Below are 13,083 nucleotides of genomic sequence, written 5' to 3' on the forward strand. Positions count from 1 at the left end.
TGACGCGAGCACGCCGGCGCTGCGCAGCGTCGCCGAATCGGGCGACGCCGGCAGCACGAACGGCAGCCGCAGCAGCCCGTTGTCGCGCCGGTCGAAGAACGGCGCGGGCAGCAGCGCGAGATCGTTCGGCAGGCGCAGTGGCGATTCGTCGAGGATCAGCTCGCTCGTCGGGCTCACGTCGGCCCACAGCGCCGAGTTCGACGGGTCCTCGCAGTGATCGAGCGTGTAATGCGCGATCAGGCGCAGGCCGATCTGGTTGAAATCGGAGAAGTAGCGCGGATCGATCGGGATGTCCTGCGTGACCGTGCGGCCCGCGCGCGTCGCGTCGAACGGGACCGTCGCGATCACCTCGCCGTTCATCGACACCTTCAGGTGCGACATCGGGAACACGAGCGACGGCGAATACGCATAGGTCAGACGCAGCCGCGCGCCGGTGACCACGCGGTCGAGCCGCACGCCCGCGTTGATCGTGCGCGCGTCGTCGGCGCCGCGCAGGCGTACCGGATCGAATGCGCCGAGCGACGAGAACGGCAGGTGCACGGTCGTCGTCGGCAGTCCGGCGGACGCCGCGCTGGCGGCGCTCGGCACGGCCGGACTGGCGGCGGACGCCGAAGCCGCAGCAGGCACCGCCGGCATCGGGGCGGCCGACAGCGCGGCCGCATGGAGCGCGCCGAACGTGGCCACCGACAGGACGAACAGCGAAACGGCCGGCTTCATGCGCGGCTCCGCATCGTCGTGATCATCTGGTTATCAAACGCGTCGCGACCGACGCGCGCACAGCAGCTATGCCCGCGAGTGCACATCCCCACTGCTTCCCCTCAAAGTCTGCCTGAATGCAATTATCGGAACGACGCGGCAAACTCTTTTGCTGCCGATTCGTCAGACGACAGCGCGCGCCTGGCACCGGCGCTCGCACTTTCGTCACACTATCTCAAAATAACGGCGAAACTCACCGTGATTCGCGCTGACGACGCGAAAAACAACTCAATTCGGTCGGAAATGCTGCGCGCCGCGATTGAATGGCAAGAGTTACGCCGTTGCTGCCTGCCGGACCGACCGGCATACTGCCGGCGCTGCCGGACTGGTAGTCGAGACCCGACTACCGGCCGGATGCCGGTTGCGACCCCTTGCGGGCCGCCCGGAATGCGCTGCCGCACGGGGCGGCGCGTATGCTACCGCAAGCTCGCACAGAGCGCCGCGCTTTCTTTATGGAAAACTGACTTGGATCAAATTGTCGACACCGCCACCCCGTCCCCCGACACGCTGCTGCGCATCATCGCCGCGCAGACCGAGATCGCGAAACTCGGCCTCGATCTCGGCAGCGTGATGGCTTACGTGACCGAGCAGGTGCCGCAGCTCACGGGGGCGAGCGGTGCGGCGGTCGAATTCGCCGAAGGCGACGACATGGTGTACCGCGCTGCGTCGGGCTCCGCCGCCGGAATGCTCGGGCTGCGGCTGCGCCGCACGGGCAGCCTGTCCGGCCTGTGCGTGACGCGCGGTGAATTGCTGCGCTGCACGGATTCGGAAACCGACCCGCGCGTCGATCGCGACGCGTGCCGCCGGGTCGGGCTGCGCTCGATGCTGGTGATGCCGCTCACCCATGCGGACACGACGGTCGGCGTGCTGAAGGTGATGTCGCCGGACGTCGACGGTTTTTCGGCCGCCGACGCCGGCACGCTGCGGCTGATGGCCGACCTGATCGCCGCCGCGATGTTCCACGCGGCGCGCAACGAGGCCAACGAGCTGTATCTGCGCGCGACGCACGACGCGCTCACCGGCCTGCCGAACCGCGCGCTGTTCTATGACCGCCTGCGCCAGTCGATGCACACGGCGCTGCGTGCGAATGGCCGGCTCGGCATCCTCAACATCGACATGGACGGGCTCAAGCCGATCAACGACGGCCTCGGCCACCGCGCGGGCGACGCCGCGCTGCGCGAGATCGCCACGCGCATGCTCGGCGCCGTACGGCGCTCGGATACGGTTGCGCGGGTGGGCGGCGACGAGTTCGCGGTAATCCTGCCGAACGTCGGTGGCCGCGACGACGTCGACGCGCAACGCGCACGGCTCGCGCGGCAGGTCGGCGAGCCGTTCGAATTCGAGGGGCATCCGCTGCGGCTCGGCGTCAGCGTCGGCATCGCGATGCTGCCCGACGACGGCACCGACATGAACGCGCTGATCGAGCATGCGGACCAGGAGATGTACGAGGTGAAGCGCACGCGGACGCGGCGGGCGGCCCACGCGTGATACGAAGGCGGAATGTCGCGTCGCCCGTCTCGGCATCCGACGGAACAGAAAGCAGATCGACATACGATGACAGCAATATGTAATTTTATGGTTATCATTGCGATCCCAAGCACCGACATGCCCGACATCATGCGGCGCAACCGAGCAGGCAGGGAGTACGTGCCTTTGCAGCTCGATCGGTTCGCCACTTCACGCAATGGATCATCTGCTTCCGCACTACGAACGAGAGCTTGGCCTGCTGCGCGCATCAATTGCCTCCTTCTCGGCGCGCTATCCCAAAATTGCCGTCCGTCTCGGGATCAACGGAGACCGCTCTGAAGATCCGCATATCGAGCGAATGCTGCAGTCATTCGCTCTTCTTGCCGCGAATATCGGCACTCGGCTCAGCGACGAGTATCCCGAATTCACCACGTCGCTGGCAGGCATGCTGTGCCCGCAATACCTGCGACCGGTCCCGGCATGTACGATTGCCCGGTTCGACATCGGCGACGTGTTCGACAAGCTGACCGAACCGTCGTCGATTCGCCGCAACACCGAACTCTCGAGCAAAGCGGAGGACTGTCGCTTCCGTACCGTCTACGACGTTACGCTGGCGCCCATATGCATCGAGCACGCGCGGTACGGGCCGGCAACCAGCGTTCCGTCTTATGCGGTATTGCCACCGAGCACATCCGGTCTCCTCTCGATCACTTTCGCGGTTACGCGGCCTGATTTTCGTATCGCGTCCATCCCGAGTCCGCTGCGTGTCCATATCCACGGTGCTGACGAAGTCGTCGCCACGATCCTCGATTCGATGACAATGCGGACCGCAGCAGCGTTCGTCGAAGATACGAAACAGCGCTGGACCGCATTGCACGCTTCGCCGCTTGCACCGGTAGGCTATGACGATACCGAGCGGCTGATCGAGGAAGACGACGGAGCACCGGCCCTGAGGTTGCTCGGCGAATACTTCGCATACTCGAAGAAGTTCGATTTCGTTGACGTCGATTTCGGCGCGCTGACCGATGCAGCAGGCCCGGATCACAAACTGACGCTGCACCTCGCCATCCGCGGCGTACATCCGGACTCGCGGGAAGCCCAGCGGCTGGGCGCCTTGTCGGCAGAAAACCTGAAGCTCTTCTGCACCCCGATCATCAATCTGTTCCGGCTAACGTCGGTGCCGCTCAAACGAGACTCGCTGACTGGCACGTATCCGGTGCAGTCGCAGAACACCGATGCGGCGCAAGTTGCGATCTGGTCGGTCGACACGGTACGCGCCACGACTGGCGTGTCGAGGGCGGCTGTCATTCCGCCGTTCACGTCGCTCATGCATGGCGGTGTCGGCGGCCCGACCGGCCCCTACTGGGTTTCCACTCACCGCACGGCGACGACTTCCTTGGGAACAGCGGAGGCTGTGATCAGTCTGGTCGGGCTCGATGGCCGCCCTGCGTCCGACACCGGGATCGAGCAGATCACCGCGAACCTGACGTGCACGAACGGCGATCTCCCCCGGACGATACGGGCGAGTGCGCCGAATGGCGATCTCGTCAACGAACAAGGCGCAATCGTGTCGCGCATCGACATGCTCGACGCGCCCACTGCGGTTGCCCGTCTACCGCAAGAAGGCAACGCCGTATGGCGGCTCATCGCGCAACTCGCGCCGCACTCGATCGAACTGACCCGCTCAGGGCTTGCGGAATTGAAACGCCTGCTCCGCCAATTTGCGGTGCAGTCGGGCACGCACGCGAACCTAATCGACGGATTGACCAACCTGTGTCATCGCGTCAAGCAACTCTGGCTGTCGGGAAAGCCGATGCCGAGCTTTGTACGCGGGCTGGAGGTGACGCTGACCGTTGACGAACAGGCGTTCGCGGCAACGAGTCTGAATGCGTTCGTCGGTGTGATGGAGCGGTTTTTCACTGCGCATATGTCCGCAACGAACTTCGTGCAGCTTGTCGTCATGTCCGCCAACAACGGCAGGGAAATTTGGCGTTGTGCGCCGCGACCGGGAGCGGCGCCGCTCGTCTGAACTCGCCGGGTCCGACAAGTCTTGCGGAACGGTCGAACGGTCGCCTATGCCGATCAGACAAGACTCGAAATCAAACAACATCCACAGGTCGCGCGATGGCCGTGCCGGGCGATCGGGATGCCATCGTCAGTCATCGATTCGTCGCCCTCGACGATCAGGTTCGGTTTGACCTCGGGATGCTGCGGACACGTCACTTCGTCGCCCTTGCGCGCCACGAATCGGCCGTCGAAGCGCATCTTCGACGAACCTGTGATTACCTTGCCGCCATGGTCGGTGTCGTCGCCGACACGGATGAGATTCATCATGAATTCGATTCCTTGCTCGTAACGTGATCCGGTGCTTGTCAGTAGCGGAAATACAGGATGCCCAGTGCGGCAGGCCCGCCCGGTTGTTTATTCTTCTTCGTGATGGCCGGGAGATCGATGTTTTTAACGCCCTTCCACCCGAACCCCTCAAAAATCCCTTCGGCGAGCCGAACAAAACCCATCATTTTTCGCGAAACACGATAAGTGATCAGCGAGAAAATTGCAGCAGTTCCCAGGCTCCCCAGTGCGCACCCTATAAGCAACCTATCGATTGGAGCTCCACCTTTGAAGATCGCAAAGCAAGCAATTATAAAATATGCCACGACTAGTGCCGATGCGAGAAATACGGCTCCACATTTGAACGATGCTCGATAGTGCGCATAACGCCCTCGACTGCAATGCGGATGAAGCGCCACAATTTTGTCCGAAGGTCGCCGGATACCGAATGCCTGCCAGATGTCGCCCCAACGTTCAGCAACAACCTCTACCTCGTCGCCTTCCGTAAACACCGACCACCAAACCCAAGCCTTCACGGCCTCCCCATCGAGATCGAACTCGATCAGATCAGCCTCTTCGGTCGTATCCATTGCCATACCACCCAGCCCAACAGCAACTCCGCTCAATCCGACCAAGCCGGCCGCGACGGCCGTCGCGCCCATCTTGGTGCGGTCAGCATCGGTAAAGAAGAAGTCCGGGCTGCAACGCGTTTTGCGCAGGTTGCAGATACGCCCGCGCAGCAACTTCGACTGCGGTCGCAACGTGACATTAGTAGCGGAAATACAGCACCCCCAACGCTCCCGGCTCGCCCGGTTGCTTATTCTTCTTCGTGATGGCCGGTAGATCGATATTTTTAACGTCCTTCCAGCCGAATCCCTCAAAAATTCCTTCGGCCAGTCTAACAAAGCCCATCATTTTACGGGCAACACGATAAGTAATGAACCCGTAGCCCAGCGCCGACACCAAAGTCCCCAGCGCGCATGATATGATCAAATTCTCAATTGGCACGCCGCCTTTAAAAATAGCGAAGCACGCAATTATAAAATATGCAAAAAAAATCGCAGCCGCAAAAAATGCCCCGCCCCATTTAAATGAAGCTCGATAATGAGCAAAGCGACCTCGACTACAATGCGGATGAAGCGCCACAATTTTGTCCGACAATCGCCGGATGCCGAATGCCTGCCAAGTATCACCCCAACGCTCAGCCACAATCTCGACCTCGTCACCTTCTGAAAATACCGACCACCAAACCCAAGCCTTCACCGACTTCCCTTCAAGCTCGAACTCAAGCAGGTCAGCGTCTTCGGTAGTATCCATTGCCATACCACTTAGTCCGACGGCAACTCCACCGAGGCCGACCAAACTGGCCGCAACTGCCGTCGCGCCCATCTTGGCACGATCCGCATCACTAAAAAGAAAATCATGACTACAGCGCGTTTTCCGAAGATTTTCAATTTTTCCAGAAAACAGCATAGTGATATCGACCTTATTCTTTTCCATATTCTCAAATACCACCATCAGACTTCAAACCGACACCAGCAAGAGCCTTTTCGAATTCCTCATGCTGCTTATCCACGGCCCATGGCGAACTATCCGGACTTTTGCCAAACGCACATTTCTCGAACCATGTCTGCAGATCGTTATCAGAAAAATATGCGATTAACAACTGCAATACAACCAGCGCCACGGCAACCTCCCAACCGGCAAGGAACAACACGACCCGACCGATCGCCAAAAGGCCGGCGCGCTCAGCAACGATGAGCCCAGCTTCCTCTGCAGCAATTCCGACCGCTCGTAATCCAGCGTTGTAGGCGCTTCGTCCTGTCGCCGTACCGGCAGCTATAGCTGCCGACCGGCTGGAAGCGCCTGCGATACCGGCCCCAATCTTGCCAATGAATACCACGCCACGCCCCCCCGTAATACGGGCCACTAATGGAGCAGACGATGTCAACGCGGTAAGGAAGTTCGCCGTCGCGACACCAAAACCGATCGTACCTTTAAAAAAGTAGGCTACCGCCATGGAATATTGGCTCTTCCCGGCGCTTTCAAAGGTCTTCCAAAAATCCAGCACCGTCCCGATCATCGAAGACGCCCCGCCAAAATACCCGGTAATCGCCTTCAGATTGCTCAACGTCCGCGCCGCGTCCTTCGACAATCCCGTCATCAGCTTCGTCGAAGCCTGCAGGCAAGCGGACATCGACGAGAATCCCCCCGCCACCAACATCGCGTAGTCTTCGCCCTTCTTGTCCGCCTTCGCAAGCGCGCAACCGAAGCTCAGCAACTCGATCACGGCCAGCGTGCCGCCGATCCGCACACCGAGATTGACCGCCTTGCCTTCCTGCGTCAACTTGACCGCATTCCATTTCGCCCGATAGAGCTGGCCGCCTTCGTGTTCGGCGAGCGACTGAATCGTCCTGACGAACGCGTCTTTCGCCGCGACGCCCTGACTGCGCAACGTCCGATATCCCTGCTGCAACCTCAGACGCAACTCAGGTTCGACCTTGATCGCCTGCCTGACGAGATCGATCGTGTCCGCCTTGCTGATGCCGATGCGCAACATCAGCGCACCGCGAATCATGAACGTACCGGCGCAATCGCCGAGAACGCCAAGCCCCGTCCATTTGAACAGTGCATTGCCCATCGTGATGACGAGTGCATCGCCCTGAAGGCTTTTCAAATACTTTTCCGACACCGATACCGGACTCTGATGCTCATGTACCTCCTGCATCTTGTCCCGGAAATCGACGAAGTTCTTCACCTGCTCCAGAACCTTGCTGACCTTGTCGGCAATGTCGCTGACCGTGTCGGCCTTGGTCGTCTTGTTCGCAATCGCCTGGGCCAGCAGCTGCTTGATCTCGACCTTCGGTTGCTTCTGGTTGTAGGCGAACGCACGCCACACGAGACTGGTCGGCAAAGTCGGATCCATGTTGTTGACCAGTTCCTCGACCACGGCCGCACCACGATCTTCCGACGGCAATCCGTTGATCGCCTCGATCACGACCTTCTCGAACGCCCGTCCGTCGTCCGCGTTTTCTTCGTGATAGTCATGCAGCGCGGCGATGAACGTGGGCGCCTTCAGCCATGCCTTCACGTCGGGTGTACGGCGGGCCTGAATTGCCTTGACCGCATCCTGAACCGACGTGAACCATGGCCGGAAGTCGCCGAGCTTGCGTAGATTCAGTTTGCCCTCGTACTTGGGCCACTCGGCATCGCCGATCGTCTTCGCTTCCTCGGGGCTGATCACGCCCGCTTGCTCGATCCGCCGGTCCGACGCCGCCTGCTGCTCGGGCGAGATGACGGCATAACTTGGAATGCCGTCCATCGCGCCGGGGTTGTTCAGCATGCCTTCCCAACCGGCCCGCAGTGCGGAGCGCATGCGGCTCTTGAACGCAACCGCACCGTTGCGCACCGCAACCTCGGCCGCATCGATCGAGAGCATCGCGTCGATTTGCCGGCCCTGCTCTTTCACGTACAGCGACAACATGCTGCCTGCATCGTTACGAAAATCGTTCAGTTCGTGAACGTTGCCGATGCCGTCCCACAACGCGAGCATCATGGGCGGATGCGATTGCCCGTTCCCGGTCGAGCCGATCGTGTTCATCAGTTTGACCAGCGCTTCGCTCGTCGACAATGGCGACGCCTGTCGAATATGCAGCGGGTAGCGGGTCGACTCCCGTCCCATCAGCTTCGGGTCATAAGCGCCGGTCTCGTCGGTCAACCGCTGGTCCTGCGGAACGAGCAGTTTGGGGTCCAGAGCAGGCATGTACTCGACGACATCATCGATACGCTGGCGGGTTGCAACGACCGCATGCTTCTTCGGGTCGTTGCCGCCGTTGATCCACTTGGACGGCTCGATCCATTGCATGCGCTGTTCGAGCAATGCCGGATTTTGCTCGTATCGCTTGAACGTATCCTCGACCCATGCGTGCTCGGAAAATGCGATGTAGACACGGTCCGTGCATTTTTCCGGACGCTCGATCGCGATCAAGTCCATCGGCACCGCAATCGCGCACTGGGCGCACGCAGGATGCGTGGACGGTTCGTCAGGCAGCGGACGCGCTTGTTTCCACAGGCGCCCGTCCTCCGTCACCTTGTACACCTCCCACCGCTTGGGACCTCGGGCACTCTGGACGTAATACAGGTACACCCATCCATCGCGGAGGGTGCGCAGCCCGTAACGGTGCGTCGTCAGCGGAACGTCAGTGATGCCTTTCCCGCCAATGCCGTCCGGCAGTTTTGCCGGAACCTTATTCGGCAAAACGGTATAGCGGACAGGCAGGATCGGCAGCCCGGTCTTCTGGCAATTCGCGCATTCTCGTTCAGTGGTCGCCATTTCTTTTATTCGTATCTCGTGTCGGGGCTCGGTCGGCGTTGCGGGTTGGATAGAGATGCCGCCTCTCCGTACCACGCCCCTTGTCGAATTTCATCGATGTCGTCAGGCTGAAGGTGGCCGATCGCCGCAGTATAAAAATCGTCGGGCGAAAATTCCTTCAACACCTTCTCAATCTCGGGATGCCGGTCGAACTGCGGATGCCAGTCAAGTGCGTGTCCGATGAACGCGATCAGGTCGTCCCGATCCTGCAGCCCGTGTTGCTCCGCCCGCGCCGCAGCGGCAACGGCCGCCTCCACTTCCGCAGGCGTCGGCTGACGGCCTACCGCCAACGCGTGCAATGCGAGCGCGCGGTTGACGAGGCCGTGGCGATGCACCTCCGGCCATTGTGCCGCCGTGAGCGAACACGCCCGGCTCGATCCAACGCCCCGGCCATACGCTCGCGGTTTCGCGCACACGTCGAGCGCATGCCAGACAGTCACCGGCCCGAGTAGCGCCTGCTGCTGTTGCTCGGTCAATAGCGGCCAGAACAAACCCAACGCGCGCGTATCGTAAAAGCGCAGCGCACACAGTCGTCCGCGCTCGTCGTACTGCAACACTTGCGTCGACCAGTGTCCGGCGACTTCGTCGGCGGAAGCAGTACTCGCCAACCATCCGCCGATCCGCTGTCCGAGGCCCTGCGCCATCGATGCGGGACGCCGGTCTTCGAATGCGAGCCGCACGCTTTCCTTCAGCAGCATGGCGCCTCCCGGCGACAGCAAATCCAGTTCAACGAGGTAAGGCTGCTGTTCAGCCGGAAATCCGTCGTGCGCGATCGTCACGATCGTGCGCTTCAGCTCGCTGAATGCCGATTCATCGTCGGCCGGCCAGTCACGCTGCGACGGATCGACAACCAGAAGACAAAGCATTTCCGGATGCTTGTCGAAATAGGCGTGCAGCACACTGGCGGTTGCATCGATCGCCGCGTTCTCGCTCGACGCATCCAGGCCGCCTGGACGATCCGCGACATGATTGTTCGGAGTATTCATCTCGATTACTCCAGCACGACGCTCGACGCACTGTCGGCCGCCGCCGACGCCGTCTTCCAAGCGCAACCTTTCTGTACGCTCGCAATCGGCGACGGCAGGCGCATCGATGATGCGCCGGGCTTGTCCCACGATGCACATTTCTCGAGAATCTGGCCGCTCGTTCCGTTCTCGATCAGGTCGGGCGCGATCTTGATATAGGAGCCGCCGGCACCGATCCAGATCTCCTTTTCCGCGGAGATCACGACACGCCCGCTCGAACTCGTGATCGTCACGTCGTTGAGCGCCGCAAGCTTCATCTCGTCGCTCTGCGCCTGAATCTCGACCTTCCCCTTGGCCGCGAAGAGCTTGATCCCCGCGTTCTGAGCAAACAGGCTGATCTTTTCCATCACGCTCGCGATCAGCGATTTCCCGGCTGCGACGTGGGTACTTCTGCCGCTGACGATATTGACTTGCTGGTTCGCCGTGAGCTGCGCCGAGTCCTGCGTCGACACGCCCACGCCCGCGGGGCTCGCGATCAGCATGATCGGCGTCGAGAACCCGTTTGCGCTACCCGTGCCGCCACCTCCCGTTCGCCCGCCGCTGCCTGCGCCACCCGCCACGTTGTATTGCGTTGCATCGGTGAATCGCTTCAGCGCGTCGTGCCCCTCGTCCAGGCTCTCGGCCTGATTTGCCGCACTCGCCTGGGACGTCAGTTCCACCACGCTCTCCGCACTCGCCAATTGCTCGGTGGCGGCAGTCACGTTCAGAGGCTGCTGAGCCGTTGCCGAATGCGTCGAAACGAACAGCCCCTGCCCCGCACGAATGGCGCCATACGCGTCCGATTTGAGATCGAAGCCATTGCCGACGAATGCGCCGCGTGCATTGTCCGTATGCTGGATCAGGTAGCCGAGATGCAGATGCGACTGATAGCTGCTGGAATAGAGGTGAACGCGATTCTGCTGCGTCGAGTCGTCCATGACGAGCTGGTTGTAGCCCGTCCCGCCGTACTCGCGCGACCGGTAGCCCGACAGCAGTCCGTTCGAGTGCCACACCGGCTGGGTCGCGCCCCCGTACATCCTCGCAATGATGACGGGTCGGTCGCAATCGCCTTCCATGAAACCGACGACGACTTCATCGCCCTTGCGCAGTGGCTGGATGCCGCCGCGGTTCGCACCGGCATCGAGAAAGGTCGGCCGCACCCAACACGACGCGCGTTCGTCCTGGTCATTGCGGCGGTTCCAGTGAAACCACACCTTCACGCGATTCAGCGAGTCGGTGTACACCTCTTCACCACCCGGTCCGGCAACGATCGCGTTCTGCAACTGCATGACCGGCTTCTTGTGCTCGAACGGACTGCGAAACGGAACGTTGCGCGGCTGTGCCTCGACCTTCACCTGAAAGAAGCCTTCGCTGCCGTCTGCATGACGCACGGTTGCTCCGGCCTTCGCCTCGGAAACCTCGGCAGCCAGCCCATCGGGAAAGGCCTCCACACCATCGAGACCCGGCACGTTGTTGCATATCAACCAGTCGACTCCAAGCAGCACGAACTCTCGATCGGCCTGGTTGCCCGCATCGTGAACCGGGTGACCGCGAAGTTCGAAACGCCTTCCTGGCATCGCGCAGCGCAAGCCGCCCACGCCGTGAAAGCGCTTCATTCGCGACATCTTCTCTTCGAGGCGAATCCGCGCGAGGCGTTCGCCCTGCTCCCGATCGGACCACATGTAGGCACCCGGATAGTCGTAGACCTCGCCGTCCGTCGGCAAATTGCCGTGGACGTCGGTCACGCCTTGAACTTGCCGGGGAAGATCGGGCCGCTTGTAGTCGAACGAGCGCGACGTCAGTTGCGCACTCTCGATCTGAAGCTGCTCCTTCCATTGAGCGAATCCGTCCAGCTCGCCGCCAATTTCCATGCGGCCGAACTCGACGACCGGTTGCCTGAGCGCCGGAACGAAGTAGGCGTCGTCCGTCACGACCATCGTGTGGGATCGGCCGTCGTCCGCTTGTTCGAAGTAGGGAAATACACCAACCTCTTCCATGCTCCGGTGGACGAAATTCAGATCGTATTCCCATTGCACGCGATTCGAATACGACGGTAACGCACCATGCAGGTCGAAGCGGAACGCTCCGCGTGCCTGCGCATGCTCGTTGAATACGTCGGTGAGAATCTGTTCGCCGTTCTGCTCCTGCCAGTCGCGCATGTCGCGACGCAGGCACAGGAAGTAAAGCCACGAGGAAAAGGCCACCTTGTAGTACGTGAGGGGCCCGTCGGATCCCAGCCGGCTGAAGCGGTGAACGTAACCGTGAATCGGCATGTACGTACCGTCGACCTGCTGAATCCAGAGCGTCACCGGCTTGGCGAGCAGCGCTTTGAGTTCGATCTGGCCACCGCGCGGCGACACGACGTCGATCACGAATTCATAATCGCGTCCTAATCTGGCCGTTCCTTTAACGTACAGAGGCAGTAACCAGTCGACGCCGAGTGGCGTATCCAGTTTGACAAGCCGATTGTATTGCGCGTCGCCCAGACGCAACGTCTTATAAAGTGCGGTATGGCCCATGCAGCATGCCCTTGATTGTATTAAGGCGGGATTTCTGCCGAGCAGATATTATAAATACCTTTCACAATAAATTCGATTAGCCGACAATTTTTGAATATCGTCAGGTTCAACGCAACCATTGACGGGTAAATATTGCCGGCGTTTCGTATTTTTGGTTTTGATTCGGCAATCGCTACCTGATTCGCACCCTCGTCCATACATGGCTATCGCTCGGGTAGCACCCGCCGCCGCCGCGCACGGCTAACCGACCCGCGGCACCACGATCGCCAGCCCGACCAGGATCCACTGCACGATCGCGACCAGCACGGCGGCACGGCATAGCCCGACCGCGCCGCGCACGCGGGCGTCCAGAGCGCGTCCGGCCTTTTCGGCGTCGATCCAGCCGAGATCGACAAGCGCGCGATCGAGCGCGGCGAGCCCGTCGTCGACCGACGCATCGCACGACGCCGCCCGCGCCAGCGCGGCGAACAGCCGCCGGTCGATCTCGATGCGCACCGCGTACCACAGCGCGGCAATCCCCGACCCGGTGCTGACCACGGCCAGCAGCACGCGCGCGATCGTCGCCGGCGCCCATCCCGACGCAATCCACCAGCCGGCGCCGGCCGCGGCCAGCGCAGCCGCGATCGCCCACGCG

At 61.3% G+C, this 13,083-nt stretch carries 10 protein-coding genes; 2 read left to right on the plus strand and 8 right to left on the minus strand.

Annotated elements, in window-relative coordinates:
* Positions 1 to 717, minus strand: a 717-nt coding sequence (locus F3J14_RS29235; protein WP_211080401.1) for a cellulose biosynthesis cyclic di-GMP-binding regulatory protein BcsB, incomplete at its 3' end; no start/stop codon positions are given.
* 504 nt (positions 718 to 1,221) lie between these two features.
* On the opposite strand from F3J14_RS29235, the gene F3J14_RS29240 reads away from it, so the two are divergent.
* Positions 1,222 to 2,244: a sensor domain-containing diguanylate cyclase gene (locus F3J14_RS29240; RefSeq protein WP_166725906.1), complete on the plus strand. Its 1,023-nt coding sequence runs from the start codon at positions 1,222 to 1,224 to the stop codon at positions 2,242 to 2,244.
* Between the two features lie 196 nt (positions 2,245 to 2,440).
* Positions 2,441 to 4,252 carry a type VI secretion system baseplate subunit TssF gene (gene tssF, locus F3J14_RS29245; protein WP_166725907.1) on the plus strand — a complete coding sequence of 604 codons (1,812 nt, stop codon included), beginning with the start codon at positions 2,441 to 2,443 and terminating at the stop codon, positions 4,250 to 4,252.
* A gap of 53 nt (positions 4,253 to 4,305) precedes the next feature.
* Here tssF and F3J14_RS29250 read toward each other — a convergent pair whose 3' ends face one another.
* The 7 genes from F3J14_RS29250 to F3J14_RS29280 form a co-directional block, all read right to left on the minus strand.
* Complete coding sequence (locus F3J14_RS29250) at positions 4,306 to 4,557, minus strand: PAAR domain-containing protein (RefSeq protein ID WP_105787315.1); 252 nt, start codon at positions 4,555 to 4,557, stop codon at positions 4,306 to 4,308.
* A gap of 38 nt (positions 4,558 to 4,595) precedes the next feature.
* Positions 4,596 to 5,297, minus strand: coding sequence for a putative type VI secretion system effector (locus tag F3J14_RS29255; RefSeq protein ID WP_211080402.1), 702 nt, complete (start codon positions 5,295 to 5,297; stop codon positions 4,596 to 4,598).
* A gap of 25 nt (positions 5,298 to 5,322) precedes the next feature.
* On the minus strand, positions 5,323 to 6,054 hold the full coding sequence (locus tag F3J14_RS29260; protein ID WP_166725908.1) for a putative type VI secretion system effector: 732 nt from the start codon (positions 6,052 to 6,054) through the stop codon (positions 5,323 to 5,325).
* A 4-nt stretch (positions 6,055 to 6,058) separates the two neighbouring features.
* On the minus strand, positions 6,059 to 8,887 hold the full coding sequence (locus F3J14_RS29265) for a T6SS effector BTH_I2691 family protein (RefSeq protein WP_166725909.1): 2,829 nt from the start codon (positions 8,885 to 8,887) through the stop codon (positions 6,059 to 6,061).
* Between the two features lie 5 nt (positions 8,888 to 8,892).
* Positions 8,893 to 9,912 (minus strand): DUF4123 domain-containing protein, encoded by a 1,020-nt coding sequence (locus tag F3J14_RS29270; protein ID WP_166725910.1) that lies wholly within the window; start codon positions 9,910 to 9,912, stop codon positions 8,893 to 8,895.
* A gap of 5 nt (positions 9,913 to 9,917) precedes the next feature.
* A complete protein-coding gene (locus tag F3J14_RS29275) occupies positions 9,918 to 12,449 on the minus strand; it encodes a type VI secretion system Vgr family protein (RefSeq protein ID WP_166725911.1) in 2,532 nt (843 codons plus the stop codon).
* Between the two features lie 240 nt (positions 12,450 to 12,689).
* On the minus strand, positions 12,690 to 13,083 hold a 394-nt coding region (locus F3J14_RS29280; RefSeq protein ID WP_247682309.1), incomplete at its 5' end, for a hypothetical protein.

This window comes from Burkholderia sp. Tr-862 (genome assembly GCF_011753085.1).
GTDB classification, from domain to species: domain Bacteria; phylum Pseudomonadota; class Gammaproteobacteria; order Burkholderiales; family Burkholderiaceae; genus Burkholderia; species Burkholderia ambifaria.

Bases quoted from the DNA above. Each gene is read 5' to 3' on its own strand.
- F3J14_RS29275 (WP_166725911.1), bottom strand. From the start codon at position 12,449: ATGGGCCATACCGCACTTTATAAGACGTTGCGTCTGGGCGACGCGCAA.
- F3J14_RS29270 (WP_166725910.1), bottom strand. From the start codon at position 9,912: ATGAATACTCCGAACAATCATGTCGCGGATCGTCCAGGCGGCCTGGAT.
- tssF (WP_166725907.1), top strand. From the start codon at position 2,441: ATGGATCATCTGCTTCCGCACTACGAACGAGAGCTTGGCCTGCTGCGC.
- F3J14_RS29265 (WP_166725909.1), bottom strand. From the start codon at position 8,887: ATGGCGACCACTGAACGAGAATGCGCGAATTGCCAGAAGACCGGGCTG.
- F3J14_RS29260 (WP_166725908.1), bottom strand. From the start codon at position 6,054: ATGGAAAAGAATAAGGTCGATATCACTATGCTGTTTTCTGGAAAAATT.
- F3J14_RS29250 (WP_105787315.1), bottom strand. From the start codon at position 4,557: ATGATGAATCTCATCCGTGTCGGCGACGACACCGACCATGGCGGCAAG.